We start from the raw sequence: 15,433 nt of genomic DNA on the forward strand, positions 1-15,433 counted from the left end.
CACGTATCGCGAAATGCAACAGACCGAAATCAAAGGTTTTTTTCAGCTTGAATTTGCCTGCCATTGCCATAAAAACCGAAACCTTAACGCACTACTAAATCATTCGATGGGAACACCGTGCCTGAAGACCTGAACAACATGTACCGCGTTCGTGGACACGTAAAATGGTTCGATCCCGCAAAGGGATACGGGTTCGTTGTGTCTGATGAAGGCGGCCCGGATATTCTGTTGCATGTGAACGTGTTGCGGAATTTCGGGCAGAGCTCGGTCGCCGATGGGGCAGGCATCGAGATCATGACCCATCGTACGGATCGCGGTGTTCAGGCTGTCGAAGTTGTTGCCGTTGATCCCCCTGCGCGCGCCGACTCAATGATGTTGGCCGACTTTGCCGAGCTGGATCCGGCGGCGATTGCGGCGGCGCCTTTGGAAGCTGCGCGGGTGAAATGGTTCGACAAGGGCAAGGGATTCGGATTCGCCAATGTGTTCGGTCGGGACGAGGATGTGTTTTTGCATATCGAAGTTCTCCGCCGTTCTGGCCTCGCCGATCTGCAGCCGGGCGAAGCGCTTGCCATGCGGGTGATTGATGGTAAACGGGGCCGTATGGCGGCTCAGGTCTTGGCTTGGGAAGCGGCGCTGGATCACTAACACCATGATGCGGTTTTGGGCTTCTCTGGCAGTATGCGTGACATTTCTGGCAGAAAACGTGGCCGCAGAATGTCGTCCTGACCGGGTAGAGTTGCGCAACGATCAGACTCATGTCCGATTTGATGTTGAACTGGCCGTGACCGGTCCCGAGAAATCGCGCGGGCTGATGTTCCGCGAGCACTTGCCGAACCGGTCTGGCATGCTCTTCGTCTACGATCCACCGCAACAGGTGGCGTTCTGGATGAAGAACACACTGATTCCTCTGGATATGATTTTCGTCGATCACGCGGGCGTTGTGACCCGCGTGCATGAAGGTGCGATTCCCGGTGATCTGACCCCGATTGAAGGGGGTGGCGACATCTTTGCCGTGCTTGAAATCAACGCCGGTTTGTCCGCCCGTTACGGCATTCAGCCCGGCACCCAGATGCGGCACGAAATTTTTTCACAAGTGAGTGCGATTTGGCCCTGTTAGGGCTTTTCAAATCAGATCAGCATCGTTAGGAACGGCGCACGGTCCGGGGCGTGGCGCAGTCTGGTAGCGCACCTGTTTTGGGTACAGGGGGTCGTAGGTTCGAATCCTGCCGCCCCGACCACTTCTTCACTTATGTTGGTGAACCACCCATCGCTTGGTAGAGCGCGCTCAGCGCTTTATCCAACGTTTTGCTTTCAACGGGAACTTCGACGGTTGCGCCGCTTTTCTGTGGCACTTGAAAGAACAGCCGCGCATCCACGCGGTACCCGCCAGAGGTCTTGGTTAAGGTCATGCGCATGATGCTCTGCGGCAGATCCTCGGGTGAGCCATCATAGCTGAGAATCAAAAAGGCTGTGGTGTCTGGCGGTAGAAACTCGCGGCATTCAAAAGAATTGGCGTCGATCTTTAGGAACGTCTCGCCGGGGCCTTCGCAACTGGTCTGGAAGGTTTCGAACAACCTGTCGGGGTAGGCGCTGAATTGAGCGCTACGCGACGCCGTTGGCAATTCTTGCGCTGTGCAGGCCGCGATTAGGGCGCCTATCGGGGCGAGGTGAAGCAACTTCATCGTTTTGCCTGCTCTTTGTTCAATGGGTTGACGCAAGGATATGGCCGAAAGGCCACAACATGATTCCCTGCCAGCTTAGCCAGCACAGGTCTGGATGATCAAACCCGGATAACCATGCTGGTAAAAAAGGCAATTTCATCTGGCCGGTTTTGCGATCGGCGTCGTCTCGCCGTGGATCATTCTGTGGAGGAATCAGGTCGCCCAGCACCCGACACACGGGTCAACACAAAAGATTTCAAAAATGACTTAAAAAGGTCGTTGACCTGATATGCAAAGATACGCCAGATTGTATGGGCCGAATATGACGCCACTACATCTGGTATGAAAACCGGGGAGGGCGCAGGGCAGGGACGGAACGCACACGAGTACATTTGTGCAACCGCAGTGGCGGTATCGCGCTCAAACGGGCAGCGGGTGGTCCTTTGCGTCTGTCAGGTTCGGCATTGCTGGTGGCTTTGCATTTCCCAAGCCGCAGCGAGGGTTGACGGACATTAAAAGGCGGCGGACATGAAGATTGAAAGAAAATTTACCAAATCAGGGCAGGATGCGTATGCGGACCTCGATTTCGTCTCGGCAACGTCCGAGATCCGAAACCCTGACGGCACAATTGTTTTTCGTCTGGACAATATCCAGGTCCCCTCAAGCTGGAGCCAGGTGGCCAGTGATGTCATCGCACAGAAATACTTCCGTAAGGCGGGCGTTCCCAGCAAGCTGAAGAAGGTCAAAGAAAAGGACGTTCCTGAATTCCTGTGGCGCTCGGTCCCGACTGACGATGCCGAATTCGAAGGTGAGACATCTTCGAAACAGGTGTTTGACCGTTTGGCAGGCGCTTGGGCCTATTGGGGCTGGAAGGGTGGCTATTTCTCAACCGAGGAAGACGCGCGCGCCTATTTTGACGAAATGCGCTACATGCTAGCGACCCAGCGCGCCGCGCCGAACTCGCCTCAGTGGTTCAACACCGGTCTGCACTGGGCTTACGGGATCGACGGCCCGGCACAGGGACATCACTATGTCGACTATAAAACCGGCAAACTGACCAAGTCGAAATCCGCTTACGAGCATCCGCAGCCGCATGCGTGCTTCATCCAGTCCGTCGATGATGATCTGGTGAACGAAGGCGGCATTATGGATCTGTGGGTGCGAGAGGCGCGCCTGTTCAAATATGGCTCGGGAACCGGCACCAATTTCAGCCATCTGCGTGCAGAAGGCGAAGCGTTGTCGGGTGGCGGCAAGTCCTCGGGCCTCATGGGCTTTCTCAAGATCGGCGACCGCGCCGCTGGCGCGATCAAATCAGGCGGGACAACCCGTCGAGCAGCAAAGATGGTGATCGTCGATGCGGATCACCCGGACATTGAGCAATTCATCGAATGGAAGGTGATCGAAGAGCAGAAGGTGGCCTCGATCGTTGCCGGATCGAAGATGCACGAGAAGATGCTGAACGGCATTTTCGAGGCCATCCGCAGCTGGGACGGAGCGCAGGACGATGCGTATGATCCCAACAAGAATGATAGTTTGAAGAAAGCGGTGCGTGAGGCCAAAAAGGTCGCGATCCCCGAGACTTACATCAAGCGCGTGCTGGACTATGCGCGGCAGGGTCACGACAGCATCGAATTCCCCACCTATGACACGGACTGGGATTCGGAAGCCTACAGCTCGGTCTCGGGTCAGAACTCGAATAACTCGATCCGCGTGACCAACGCGTTTCTGACCGCTGTTGAGAAAGACGCCGATTGGGAGTTGATCAACCGCACCGACGGCAAGGTCGCCAAGACCGTAAAGGCACGCGATCTGTGGGAGAAAGTCGGCCACGCAGCATGGGCTTGCGCTGATCCGGGCATCCAGTTCCATGACACGGTCAACGAATGGCACACATGCCCAGAAGATGGTGAGATTCGCGGCTCGAACCCGTGTTCGGAATATATGTTCCTGGACGACACGGCCTGTAACCTGGCGTCCATGAACCTGCTGACCTTCCTGAAGGATGGTGAGTTCCAGGCGGCCGATTACATGCATGCGGCGCGCCTGTGGACCCTGACTCTGGAAATCTCTGTGACCATGGCGCAGTTCCCGTCGAAGGAAATCGCCAAACTCTCCTATGATTTCCGTACCTTGGGTCTGGGCTATGCGAACATCGGCGGCCTCCTGATGAACATGGGCTACAGCTACGACTCGGACGAGGGTCGGTCGATCTGTGGCGCGCTTACTGCAATCATGACCGGTGTGGCTTATGCGACCTCTGCCGAGATCGCCGGAGAGCTGGGTCCGTTCAAGGGTTATGAGCGCAACGCGGACCACATGCTGCGCGTCATTCGCAACCACCGCCGTGCAGCGCAAGGCGTGACCAATGGATATGAGAAACTGGCCGTAAAGCCGGTGCCTCTGGACCACAGCAACTGCCCGGACAAACGTCTGGTCGATCTGGCCATGTCGGCATGGGACGAGGCACTGAGCCTTGGTGAACAAAACGGCTATCGCAACGCGCAGGCCACCGTGATCGCGCCCACCGGCACCATCGGTCTGGTAATGGATTGTGACACCACAGGGATCGAGCCGGATTTTGCTCTGGTAAAATTCAAGAAGCTCGCGGGCGGCGGTTACTTCAAGATCATCAACCGCTCGGTGCCGTCGGCGCTGGAGAAGCTGGGCTATTCCTCGTCTCAGATCGAAGAGATCGTGGGCTACGCGGTTGGCCACGGCACGATCGGCAACGCACCGGGCATCAACCACACCTCGCTGACCGGTCACGGCTTTGGCCCCAATGAACTGGCCAAAGTGGACGCTGCGCTGGAGAGCGCGTTCGACATCCGGTTCGTGTTCAACCAATGGACGCTGGGTGAGGATTTCTGCACCGGCGTACTAGGCATCCCGGCGACCAAGCTGAACGATCCGACTTTCGATCTGCTGCGTCATCTGGGCTTTACCAAAGCCGATATTGACGCAGCGAACGACCACGTCTGCGGAACCATGACGCTGGAAGGTGCGCCGCATCTGAAAGAGGAACACTATTCGATCTTCGACTGCGCCAACCCGTGCGGCAAGAAAGGTAAGCGTTTCCTTGGGGTTGATAGCCACATCACCATGATGGCGGCAGCGCAGAGCTTCATCTCGGGTGCGATCAGCAAGACGATCAACATGCCGAATGACGCGACCATCGAGGACTGCCAGAAGGCATACGAACTCAGCTGGTCGCTGGGTGTGAAGGCGAACGCGCTCTATCGTGATGGCTCGAAACTGTCGCAGCCTCTGGCGGCGGCGCTGGTCGAGGATGATGATGAGGCGGCAGAAGTGCTGGAAAGCGGCTCGACGCAGGAGAAAGCTGTCGTTCTGGCCGAGAAGGTGATCGAGAAGGTTGTGGTCAAGGAAATGATCCGCAGCCATCGTGAGAAACTGCCGCATCGCCGCAAGGGTTATACCCAAAAGGCGATCGTGGGCGGCCACAAGGTTTACCTGCGCACCGGTGAGTTCGAAGACGGCAAGCTCGGTGAGATATTCATCGACATGCACAAGGAAGGCGCGGGCTTCCGGGCGATGATGAACAACTTTGCTATCGCCGTGTCGGTCGGCCTGCAATATGGCGTACCGCTGGAAGAGTTCGTCGACGCCTTCACCTTCACCAAGTTCGAACCGGCTGGGATGGTGCAGGGTAACGACTCGATCAAGAACGCAACGTCGATCCTGGATTACATCTTCCGCGAATTGGCCGTGTCCTACCTGGACCGCACCGATCTGGCGCATGTGAAACCTGAAGGCGCGAGCTTTGATGATCTGGGACGCGGCGAGGAAGAAGGCGTTTCCAACGTCTCCGAGGTTAGCGACAGCGCGGCGTCCAAGTCCTTGGAAGTGTTGAAGCAAATCAGCTCCACCGGGTATCTGCGGAAACGCTTGCCGCAGGATCTGGCGATGTTCAACCCGCAGGCCGAACTCAACGGAATGTCCGAACCGGCAGCCGCGTTTGAAGCGTCGGCGGAAACCGCCGTGGCGACCGGCATGGACGCACGGACCAAAGCCAAGATGCAGGGCTATGAAGGGGACCCTTGCGGCGAATGCGGAAACTACACGCTGGTGCGCAACGGCACCTGCATGAAGTGCAACACCTGCGGCGCGACAAGCGGGTGTAGCTGAGTTTAGCGCCCCGGCAACCCGGGGTGCAGGGGTCGGTCGCTGCCTTATGTACCGGCCCCGACGAATACGGAGCGTGGCGCTGAGACTTACCATCAAAGCCATGTTCCACTCGGCCGACATGCCCGTGTTGGCCGGGAACAGGGTGGGGCGGAATATTGCTCCCTCCCACTCTTTCACGGGGCGGGTGCGCTCGCCCCATGCGCAGTCCAGGCCGCAGGCAAAAAAAAACCGGGCGGTCAACGAAATGAGCCTGGAAGGCGAAACTGATAGGGGGCTTCGGCCCCCTTTCTTTTTGTCCAACGACCGGCCGCTAAGCTGAGTTTTGCCGGATCACCTCAAAACCGTCGGGCAAGTTCTGCCGAGGCGCGATGGGGGATTTTTGCCCGGCAACAAGCCGCAAAGGCGACTCGGCCAAACACGCGGAGATTGGCGCGAAGCAGGTGTGATCTCGTTATGCGGGTGACGCGGCTCCAGTCCTGAGGTCTCTTGCACTCGTCCGGACGCAAAATCCAAATATTCACTCAGGAGGCAAACTTATGACACCGAAATATCTGACCGCTCTGGGGGTTGCAGCACTCGCACTGCCCACACTGGCCGCTGCGCAATCGGCTGCCGACGCAAATGGAGACGGCGTGCTGACCATTGAAGAGGTTCAAGCCGTCGTGCCCGAGGTTAACGCCGACACGTTCTCGGCCATGGATGCAAATGGGGATGGCGCGCTTGATGCGGATGAAATCGCCATTGCACAAGAAGCCGGTCTGCTGCCCCCAAGCAACGGCTGATTGCTGACATAAAACAGCGGCCCGAGTAAAATCGGGCCGCTTTTCATCGCCTTACAACGGCAAGTGAATGTTGAATTTGGCGCGAATCTCCGCGTCCAGCAGAGGGTCGAAATTCGCTGCAGACGGGCTGGAGAGGATTTCGTTTTTGCGCGCGATTGCCTTTTCGATCAGATCAGGCTTGTCCAATTCGGCCCATTCTTTGGGTGAGGTGCGGTCGCCGAAGGTTGGATACACATAATCCGCCTGCATCCGGCTGAGCGTCGCATCCGTGCCCAAATAGTGGCCAGGGCCGCCCAGGCAAACCTCGGCGATCTGATCCAGCGCCAGAGTTTCGTCTGAAACTTCGATCCCACGCACGCAACGCTGCGCTTGTCCAATCAGGTCGTCGCCCAGGATCAGGCTTTCAAGACAGAACCCCAGAAGGGACGCATGCATACCGGCGGCCTCATAGATCATGTTGGCACCAGACAGGCCGGTCATGACGTTCGAACACATCTGCTCCCATCCGGCTTGCATGTCGGGTAGTTTCGAATCTGACGCTCCGGCTGCGGTTCCGCCCGGAAGGTTGTAGAAGTTGTGCATCTGGGCGCATCCTGCGCTCAGCAGCGCCTGTTCGCCCGATCCCACGGACATCGCCCCGGTGCGCAGGTCCAGACCGAACGGCCATGTGCCAAAGATGGCGGGCGCGCCGGGCACCACGGCGTTTACGTAGACCAGACCGGCCAGGCATTCCGCGGTCGCTTGAGTGATTGCCCCTGCGATGGTCGACGGTGCAGTTGCTCCGGCCATGCCAGCAGACAGCAACAGGACCGGCATCCCGGCTTTGATGACCGCTTCCATGACTTCGCAGCTTTCGGTTGCGAATTTCATGGGCGGCACAACAAAGCAGTTCGAATTCGAGATAAACGGACGTTCGCGCCATTTATCTTCTCCGCCAGCGATCATGTGGATTATTTCCATCGCCGGGGCGACGTGGCTGGGTTCTGTAAAGGATGTGCCGATATGTTTGAACGTACCTGCGCATGCCGCGTAGATCGTGTTCAGGTCCATCTCGAGGTTGTCGGCGATGTCACGACACACCATGGGGCGCTGAACGAAGTGGATATTGTCGAGCTGCTCGCAGATGCGAGAAGCATCGTGCAGGTCCTGCACGGTCGAGTCGCGGTAATTCCGCCCATCCACATCGACCATGCTGACCGCGGCACCCGCCGTGCCGTAGTGAACCTTTGTCCCGCTCAGCTCCAGATCCGTCTTGCCGTTTCGACTATACAGAGTGACCGAGCGGTTTGCCTTTGCGATCGTGTCCTCGACCAGTGCGCGAGGGAAACGAATGCGCCCATCGTCGCCTAGAGTGCAGCCAGCGCCCACCAGATAGTCGATCCCGCTTTGCGGAGCGTCCGCCAGCCCTATGGTTTCCAAAGCCTGAAGCGCCGCTTCGTGAATACGCTCCATCTGCGCTTGGGTCAGAGGCTTGTAGGTGCCGCCCTCCATCCCCGGGCGGACCGGGCGCAGGTGGTCGGGCAGGGCTGCGGCGCGGGCGGCACGACGCGCTGCGCGTCCGCCAGTTCTTGCAGAGCTGCGAGTTTGTTCGTTCATTTTAGGTATCCGATTATTCAGGTGATTGAGATTGCGATCAAAATCAGACCTGTGCTGGGCGTCCCCGTGCCGCACGCCCACGATCCGCGCCAATGGTGCGGCTGATCAGACGTATTTTCCAAACTTCGTTGTGCATTCAGTTCCTCGGACTTTCAGCCCTATCCTGAGCAGCGGTAGATTTAAGTCTGTTCTGTTTGCGACCTCACTGTCAATTATGTTGCTTTCTCGGTCACATGACGTTTGCCCATTGTCTTTTCCACAGGACTGCTTTTATTGTGTCCGAACGGGCTTGGCGATTTTGACGCCCATAAGTCCCGCTTTTTTGAGTTTCGCTGCTGTGCCGCATGTGATGATCGATCTTTCACGGCACGGCAGGCCGATTGTGCCCCCATCGGGGCAATGGAGTGCCTGAGCCCGGAAAATTCTGGGCGAAAGGAATAAATGGGCAGGCAGCGACCAAGATCGCGCCTGTCGGAGAAGAACCGCGATGACGCGCGCGCAACGTTTGAGAGACCGGGCAGGGGGCCACAGCGCCAGACCCTGCCGCGCGCCGTCTGATATCGCCCGTACAAGACACCTCCCCAAAAGTGCCTGTCCGCCTGGATGGGTCAGGACAACGCGTTTGGCGCGGTGCATCAAGGACACATGGCTAAGAAAATGCTTATCGATGCCACCCACGCCGAGGAAACTCGGGTTGTGGTGGTTGACGGAAACAAGGTCGAGGAGTTCGATTTTGAATCCGAAAACAAACGCCAGCTTGCTGGCAATATCTATCTAGCAAAAGTTACCCGGGTCGAACCGTCTCTGCAGGCGGCGTTCGTGGACTATGGCGGCAATCGCCATGGTTTCCTGGCGTTTTCTGAAATTCACCCCGACTATTATCAGATCCCCGTCGCCGATCGTGAGGCGCTGATGGAGGAAGAGCGCGCCTATGCCGAGGCGATGAAGGCGCGTGATGAGGCCGAGGAACCCAAACCCAAGAAACGCCGCTCGCGGTCGCGCAGCAAGGCAGCGGACGTCAAGTCGAACGACCCGGTCGAGACCTTGGATGTCTCGTCCGAGCCGACGGGTATGGAGACCATTGATCTCGACGACAGCGAAGAGAATGATGATCTGGCTGTGCCCGAGGGGACCTCTCCAATGGAGACCGTCGCGGAGACGCCGGTAGAAGAACCTGCTGGGGATGAAGCGTCTGAGGCTACTGACGCTCCGGCTGCTGCGGAAGAGACTGCAGAGGTTGAGGCTGTTGAGGTCGAAACCGTTGAGGCGACCTCTGAGGGGCAGGCTGAAACCGAGGCGGAAGACCAGCCTTCAGCTGAAGCGGAAGAAGCCGAGGCTGACTCTGAGGAAGCCACGCAGGCTGAGCCTGAGGCAGAAACCACTGAGACAGAGCCTGCCGAAGGTGACGACTCAGACGACGAAGAGAAAAAAGCTGATGCGACCGCCAAGGATGATTCGATTGAATCGGTCGCTGACGAAGACGACAGCGAGGATATCCGTCCTCCGCGCAAGCCGCGCCCGCGTCGATACAAGATCCAGGAAGTGATCAAAGTGCGCCAGGTTCTGCTGGTGCAGGTCGTCAAGGAAGAGCGGGGCAACAAGGGTGCCGCGCTGACCACCTATCTTTCGTTGGCCGGTCGCTACTGCGTCCTGATGCCCAACACCGCACGCGGCGGCGGCATCAGCCGCAAGATCACCAATGCGCCCGACCGCAAGAAGCTGAAGGAAATCGCAGCCGAGATCGACGTGCCAACTGGCGCGGGCCTGATCATCCGGACCGCGGGTGCCAAACGCACGAAATCCGAGATCAAGCGTGACTATGAATACCTGCAGCGTATGTGGGAGCAGATTCGCGAGCTGACGCTGAAATCCATAGCGCCCGCCAAAATCTATGAGGAAGGCGACCTGATCAAACGGTCGATCCGCGACCTCTATAACCGCGACATCGACGAGGTTCTGGTCGAAGGCGAGGGCGGTTACCGCATCGCCAAGGACTTCATGAAGATGATCATGCCTTCTCACGCCAAGAACGTGAAACGGTATGAGGACGCGCTGCCTTTGTTCGCGCGCTATCAGGTGGAAAGCTATCTGGCCGGGATGTTCAACCCGACCGTACAGCTGAAATCCGGTGGCTATATCGTGATCGGTGTGACTGAGGCGCTGGTGGCGATTGATGTGAACTCGGGCCGGGCGACCAAAGAAGGCTCGATCGAGGAAACCGCGCTCAAGACCAACCTTGAGGCCGCAGAGGAAGTGGCGCGCCAGTTGCGTCTGCGTGACCTTGCCGGTCTGATCGTCATCGACTTCATCGATATGGACGAGCGCAAGAACAACACTGCGGTCGAAAAACGCCTGAAGGACAAGCTGAAAACCGACCGCGCGCGCATTCAGGTGGGCCGCATTTCGGGCTTTGGCCTGTTGGAGATGAGCCGCCAGCGCCTGCGCCCCGGTATGCTTGAGGCGACGACTCAGCCATGCCCGGCCTGTCATGGCACCGGTCTGATCCGCTCGGACGACAACATGGCGCTGTCAATCCTGCGTCAGATCGAAGAGGAAGGCACCCGCCGTCGCTCTCGCGAAGTTCTGGTGCGCTGCCCGGTCAGCATTGCCAACTTCCTGATGAACCAGAAACGCGAACATATCGCCCAGATCGAGTCGCGTTACGGGCTGTCCGTGCGCGTCGAAGGCGACATGCATCTGGTCAGCCCCGATTTCTCGCTGGAGAAGTTCAAGACGGCAAGCCGGATCGTGCCCGAAGCGACCGCTCCGGTCGTCTCCGTCGATGCATCGCTGATGGATCTGGTTGACGCAACCGAAGAGGAAGAGGCCGAAGAAGAAGCGGTTCAGGCCGAAGAAGAAGCCAAGCCCAAGCGCAAGCGTCGTCGCCGTCGCCGCAAGAAGGGCGGCAACGATCAGCATGAAGCTGAGGCATCGGAAGCGGCTGAAGATACTGCTGCGGAGGTTTCCTCGGACGAAGCTAAGAAGGAAGACGCTGCTGAGGCATCGGACGAGGACGAAAAGCCCGCCAAGCCCAAGCGCCGCCGTGCGCCGCGTCGCAAGAAGAAAGACGTGGAAGCCGAAGCGCAGGACGCCCCCGAACAGGAGGCTCAGACCGAGGAAGTCGCTTCAGTGGAAGCAGCCGATGTGATTGCTGAGGCTGAGACGGCGTTGGAACAGGTGGAAGAGGCTCCTACGGACGTCGTTGAGGTTGCAGAAGCCACGCCGGAACCGGCGCAAGACGCCGAAGAAGCTGCTGGGGTTGTTGAAACGGCAGAGCCCGCTGACGCGGTGGAAGTAGAAGAACCGGTCGAAGCTCAACCAACTGAGGAGCCCGCTCCGGTCGAAGAGGTTGCCGAGGTTGAAGCCGCACCCGCAGTGGAAGAAACCCCAGCCGAACCCGTTCTGGAAACGGTTTCGGAAGAGCCGGAACAACCGGCAGAGCCGCCCAAGCCTAAACGGCGCGGTTGGTGGTCACTGGGAAGTTAAAATGAAAAGGCGGGCTTGAGGCCCGCCTTTTTCGTTTTGATTGCTTGGGACTTAGCCCGCTTTCTGGATCAGATACACCTGATGGCCGTTCTCTTCCTCTTGCGACAACAGCGTGTGGCCGCTCTCCGCGCAGAAATGCGGGACATCAACAATTGCCGCAGGATCATCCGCCAGCACGCGCAACACTGCGCCACCGGGCAAAGACTTCAACCTTTTGCGCGCTTTCAACACGGGCAAAGGGCACAGCAGACCTAGGGCATCGAGTGTTTCAGTAGGATTAGACATAAGGCTCAGATATTTCGCCCAAGGCGCAGTGTCCAGCGCGCAACCACGAGGATGTGACTTAATAGCCCCGTGACGAAGCCGTCTTCATACCATATGTGCTGAAACATGTTCGGAATAGATATCATCGACGCGGGTCTGCTGCCTGCTATGTTCATCGCCCTGATCGGCGGTTTGATCAGCTTTCTGTCGCCCTGTGTGCTGCCGATCGTGCCACCATACTTGGCGTATATGAGCGGCGTCAGCATCAACGAAATGCAGGATCAGGCCCGCGCCCGGCGCAAGGCGACTTTGACTGCCTTGTTCTTTGTTCTGGGTCTGTCCACCGTGTTCCTACTGCTGGGCTTTACCGCCTCAGCCTTCGGGGCGTTTGTTCTGAAAAATCAGGTGCTTTTCGCCAAGCTCTCGGGTGCGGTGGTGATTGTCTTTGGTCTGCACTTCCTGAACGTGTTCCGCATCCCTTTACTTGACCGCGAAGCGCGGGTTGAAACCGGAGACTCCGGCGGTACGGTCTTTGGCGCCTATATTCTGGGTCTCGCTTTTGCCTTTGGCTGGACGCCGTGTATTGGCCCTCAGTTGGGTGCAATCCTGTCGCTGGCCGCATCTGAGGCATCGGTCGCTCGCGGCACTTTGTTGCTGGGTGTCTATGCGGCGGGTCTGGGCATCCCGTTCCTGCTGGCTGCGATGTTCCTGAATCGCTCGATGGGCGTCATGAACCGGATAAAACCCTATATGGGCACGATCGAGAAGGTCATGGGCGGGCTTCTTCTGTTCGTGGGCATCATGCTGATCACGGGCCTCTTCACCGAATTCAGCTGGTGGCTGCTGGAAACCTTCCCGGCGCTGGCGGTTCTGGGCTGATCCACCTTACCTTGGCCGCAATGCTGCGTTAACCTGCGCATCAGAAGGTAAGGCCATGAGCAGTCAGATAAATCAGCCACAGCTGCGCAGGCGGCATGTGTTTTACATTCCCGGCTACGATCCGATCCCCGCGCGGCGCTATCGCGAGCTGTACCGGACCGAGTCGCAAGCGCAGGCTGAGATTTCGGGATATCAGGTCGCGCTTGCGCCAAGGACGGGCGATGGCCCATTTGGCTGGCATGTTTCATCCGTTCAGGACGGGGTTGAGGTTCAAACGGATATCGAGGTTCTGGTCTGGTCCGATATCGTTCAGGACAGCATGTCGGGCTCGATTCTGGCGACCTATCGGCAGCTTGGTCAGACGGCATGGACCTATATCTCAACGGGTACGTTAAAACGGCTGCGGCAACTCAGGAAGGGCCCGGTGATAGCGGCGCTCTATCCGGTGGGGATGCTGCTGCTGCAACTTCTCTCCGCCGTCTTTGTTGTGTTCCTTGCGGTCACTCTTGCGGGATGGTGGGGGCTGCTGCCGGGTTTGGCTTTGGCCTATGGCTTGCTGCACTGGTTCCGCAAAATCGACAATCGGCTTTTTGCCTACTACCTGATGCATGACTACGCATATTCCGCGCGATTGCAGGGGGAGACACCGGACAAGCTCCAGCACCGTCTAAAGGAGTTCGCGGATTTGATCGAGGCCGCGCTAAAGACGGATGTGGATGAGGTTCTGGTCGTCGGCCATAGCTCGGGTGCGCATCTTGGCGTTTCTGTTCTGGCGGATGTGCTGTGCAGACAGGCGGCAAGTGGGCCGGCATTGTCGTTTCTGACACTCGGGCAAGTGGTGCCGATGGTCTCGTTCCTGCCCAAGGCACAGAAACTCAGGTCGGACCTTCAATTCCTGTCTACGCAAGCGACTTTGACATGGGTGGATGTCTCAGCACCGGGGGATGGCTGCTCTTTCGCCCTATGTGATCCGGTCGCCGTCAGCGGTGTCGCGGGTCCCGACAAGAAATGGCCTCTGGTCTTGTCTGCTGCCTTCACCCAGACGCTGTCGCCCGAGCGATGGAAAGCTCTGCGGTGGAGGTTCTTTCGGCTGCATTTTCAATACCTCTGCGCCTTTGATCGACCGGGAACCTATGACTATTTTCGCATCACTGCGGGACCTCTGACATTGGCAGAACGGTTCAAAGACCGCGCGCCGTCGAACAGCCGGATTGAGACGCCGGTTTCCAAATACACGGATACGAGCCGATGAAGCCGCCCAAGCCGCAATCTCGCCCGGATCGTGTCTCTCTCTGGCGCTATCTGAAATTGTTCCGGCAAGACCTGTTGTCGGCGCAGCCTAAACGCCTCTATCGCGCGTGGATGGCCGAGTTTCGCACGCCGTTTTTCCGGTCCTACATGATCAATCAACCGGATTTGGTGGATGAGGTCCTCAAGAAACGCCCGGATGATTTTCCGAAATCCGATCGTATCAGCGAAGGGCTGCGGCCATTGCTGGGGGATTCTGTATTTCTGACCAACGGCGCGGTTTGGAAACGCCAGCGCCGTATCATTGACCCCGCTTTTGAGGGCGGACGTTTGAAGGATACGTTCCCCGCCATGCTCGCCGCCGCTGACGCTTGTGTGGATCGGCTGCGCCCTTTGACGGGAACGCAGGTCGAGTGCGAACAGATCACCAGCCATGCCGCCGCTGACGTGATTTTCCGAACCCTGTTTTCCGTGCCCATCGAACACGACATTGCCGCGCAGGTATTTGACAGGTTCCGAGTGTATCAGCGCGAGCAGCCCTTGTTGAACCTCGCCGCCTTTGTGCCTCTCCCACGTTGGTTGCCCCGGTTTCATTCGCGAAAGACGCGTGGAACCGCGCGCGAGATCCGCTCCCTGATTGCCAAACTTACGAAAGATCGGGCTGCGGCGATTGCTGCGGATCGTGCGCCCGATGATCTGGCAACCAAGATCATGACGACACCGGACCCGGACACCGGCAAGTGTTTTGAACCGGAGGAGATGATCGATCAGGTTGCGATCTTCTTTCTGGCCGGACACGAAACCAGCGCCTCGGCCCTGGCCTGGACGCTCTACCTGATGGCGCTCTACCCCGAGTGGCAAGAGAAACTCGTCTCGGAAGCGCAGGCGCTTGAGGACCGGTCTTTCGCGGTGATGTCCAAGCTGAAACTCAGCCGGGATGTGTTCCGCGAGGCCCTGAGGCTCTATCCGCCGGTGCCGATGATGGTCCGGCAGGCCAGTTGCCCCGAGAGGTTTCGCAACAGAGACATTCCAAAAGGGTCGCAGTTCGTGATCAGCCCGTGGCATCTGCATCGGCAGGAGCGGCTTTGGGACAACCCGGATGGTTTCGATCCCAATCGCTGGGGCACGGAAAACGGCAAAACCTGTCAACGCGAAGCCTACATTCCCTTCTCGACAGGCCCTCGCGTTTGTCCTGGGGCCGGGTTTGCGATGGTCGAGGGGCCCCTGATCCTGTCCACACTGCTGCGCCATTTCAGATTCGAAACAATCCCGGACAAAACGCCCGTTCCGGCGGCTCATCTGACGGTCAGATCGCAAGATGGTATATGGTTGCGCGTGGTTGAGCGCTAACAAACTACCATCACCCATAACTGT

Annotated in this window: 11 protein-coding genes and 1 tRNA gene; 9 read left to right on the top strand and 3 right to left on the bottom strand. The window is 58.2% G+C overall.

Going from position 1 to position 15,433, the window contains the following annotated elements; translation table 11 throughout:
- Positions 1–117: 117 nt before the first annotated feature.
- The 3 genes from ACR0B5_RS03270 (at position 118) to ACR0B5_RS03280 (ending at position 1,238) form a co-directional block, all read left to right on the top strand.
- The gene (locus tag ACR0B5_RS03270) at positions 118–645 is read left to right on the top strand and encodes a cold shock domain-containing protein (RefSeq protein ID WP_170638641.1); all 528 of its coding nucleotides are present in this window, start codon (positions 118–120) and stop codon (positions 643–645) included.
- Between the two features lie 4 nt (positions 646–649).
- Positions 650–1,117: a DUF192 domain-containing protein gene (locus ACR0B5_RS03275; protein ID WP_480538390.1), complete on the top strand. Its 468-nt coding sequence runs from the start codon at positions 650–652 to the stop codon at positions 1,115–1,117.
- Between the two features lie 44 nt (positions 1,118–1,161).
- Positions 1,162–1,238 (top strand) — tRNA-Pro (locus ACR0B5_RS03280).
- Positions 1,239–1,247: 9 nt separating this feature from the next.
- Here the strand turns inward: ACR0B5_RS03280 and ACR0B5_RS03285 are convergent.
- On the bottom strand, positions 1,248–1,682 hold the full coding sequence (locus ACR0B5_RS03285; protein ID WP_480538392.1) for a hypothetical protein: 435 nt from the start codon (positions 1,680–1,682) through the stop codon (positions 1,248–1,250).
- Positions 1,683–2,189: 507 nt separating this feature from the next.
- On the opposite strand from ACR0B5_RS03285, the gene ACR0B5_RS03290 reads away from it, so the two are divergent.
- Together ACR0B5_RS03290 and ACR0B5_RS03295 are read left to right on the top strand one after the other, a co-directional pair.
- Entirely contained in the window at positions 2,190–5,804 is a 3,615-nt protein-coding gene (locus tag ACR0B5_RS03290; protein ID WP_480538393.1) for a vitamin B12-dependent ribonucleotide reductase, read from the top strand.
- Between the two features lie 536 nt (positions 5,805–6,340).
- On the top strand, positions 6,341–6,586 hold the full coding sequence (locus ACR0B5_RS03295) for an EF-hand domain-containing protein (protein WP_480538395.1): 246 nt from the start codon (positions 6,341–6,343) through the stop codon (positions 6,584–6,586).
- A 51-nt stretch (positions 6,587–6,637) separates the two neighbouring features.
- Here ACR0B5_RS03295 and ACR0B5_RS03300 read toward each other — a convergent pair whose 3' ends face one another.
- Positions 6,638–8,182: a trimethylamine methyltransferase family protein gene (locus ACR0B5_RS03300; protein WP_480538397.1), complete on the bottom strand. Its 1,545-nt coding sequence runs from the start codon at positions 8,180–8,182 to the stop codon at positions 6,638–6,640.
- Between the two features lie 645 nt (positions 8,183–8,827).
- Between ACR0B5_RS03300 and ACR0B5_RS03305 the strand changes: the two genes are divergently transcribed.
- On the top strand, positions 8,828–11,668 hold the full coding sequence (locus tag ACR0B5_RS03305) for an Rne/Rng family ribonuclease (RefSeq protein WP_480538399.1): 2,841 nt from the start codon (positions 8,828–8,830) through the stop codon (positions 11,666–11,668).
- A 51-nt stretch (positions 11,669–11,719) separates the two neighbouring features.
- On the opposite strand, the gene ACR0B5_RS03310 is transcribed toward ACR0B5_RS03305, so the two are convergent.
- Positions 11,720–11,953: a sulfurtransferase TusA family protein gene (locus tag ACR0B5_RS03310; RefSeq protein ID WP_170466812.1), complete on the bottom strand. Its 234-nt coding sequence runs from the start codon at positions 11,951–11,953 to the stop codon at positions 11,720–11,722.
- A gap of 105 nt (positions 11,954–12,058) precedes the next feature.
- Here ACR0B5_RS03310 and ACR0B5_RS03315 point away from each other — a divergent pair, with 105 nt between their 5' ends.
- From ACR0B5_RS03315 to ACR0B5_RS03325, 3 genes are read left to right on the top strand one after another with little or no spacing between them, the layout of a single operon-like run.
- Positions 12,059–12,811 (top strand): cytochrome c biogenesis protein CcdA, encoded by a 753-nt coding sequence (locus ACR0B5_RS03315; protein WP_170458345.1) that lies wholly within the window; start codon positions 12,059–12,061, stop codon positions 12,809–12,811.
- A 55-nt stretch (positions 12,812–12,866) separates the two neighbouring features.
- Complete coding sequence (locus ACR0B5_RS03320) at positions 12,867–14,063, top strand: hypothetical protein (protein WP_480538401.1); 1,197 nt, start codon at positions 12,867–12,869, stop codon at positions 14,061–14,063.
- Entirely contained in the window at positions 14,060–15,409 is a 1,350-nt protein-coding gene (locus tag ACR0B5_RS03325; protein WP_480538403.1) for a cytochrome P450, read from the top strand. Before ACR0B5_RS03320 ends, ACR0B5_RS03325 begins: the two co-directional genes overlap by 4 nt.
- Positions 15,410–15,433: the final 24 nt, after the last annotated feature.

The organism is Ruegeria sp. AG1 (assembly GCF_056541705.1).

What these genes read in the sequence shown, in the direction of transcription:
- ACR0B5_RS03275 (WP_480538390.1), top strand. Translation starts at nt 650, where the DNA reads ATGATGCGGTTTTGGGCTTCTCTGGCAGTATGCGTGACATTTCTGGCA.
- ACR0B5_RS03285 (WP_480538392.1), bottom strand. Translation starts at nt 1,682, where the DNA reads ATGAAGTTGCTTCACCTCGCCCCGATAGGCGCCCTAATCGCGGCCTGC.
- ACR0B5_RS03290 (WP_480538393.1), top strand. Translation starts at nt 2,190, where the DNA reads ATGAAGATTGAAAGAAAATTTACCAAATCAGGGCAGGATGCGTATGCG.
- ACR0B5_RS03295 (WP_480538395.1), top strand. Translation starts at nt 6,341, where the DNA reads ATGACACCGAAATATCTGACCGCTCTGGGGGTTGCAGCACTCGCACTG.
- ACR0B5_RS03300 (WP_480538397.1), bottom strand. Translation starts at nt 8,182, where the DNA reads ATGAACGAACAAACTCGCAGCTCTGCAAGAACTGGCGGACGCGCAGCG.
- ACR0B5_RS03305 (WP_480538399.1), top strand. Translation starts at nt 8,828, where the DNA reads ATGGCTAAGAAAATGCTTATCGATGCCACCCACGCCGAGGAAACTCGG.
- ACR0B5_RS03310 (WP_170466812.1), bottom strand. Translation starts at nt 11,953, where the DNA reads ATGTCTAATCCTACTGAAACACTCGATGCCCTAGGTCTGCTGTGCCCT.
- ACR0B5_RS03315 (WP_170458345.1), top strand. Translation starts at nt 12,059, where the DNA reads ATGTTCGGAATAGATATCATCGACGCGGGTCTGCTGCCTGCTATGTTC.
- ACR0B5_RS03320 (WP_480538401.1), top strand. Translation starts at nt 12,867, where the DNA reads ATGAGCAGTCAGATAAATCAGCCACAGCTGCGCAGGCGGCATGTGTTT.
- ACR0B5_RS03325 (WP_480538403.1), top strand. Translation starts at nt 14,060, where the DNA reads ATGAAGCCGCCCAAGCCGCAATCTCGCCCGGATCGTGTCTCTCTCTGG.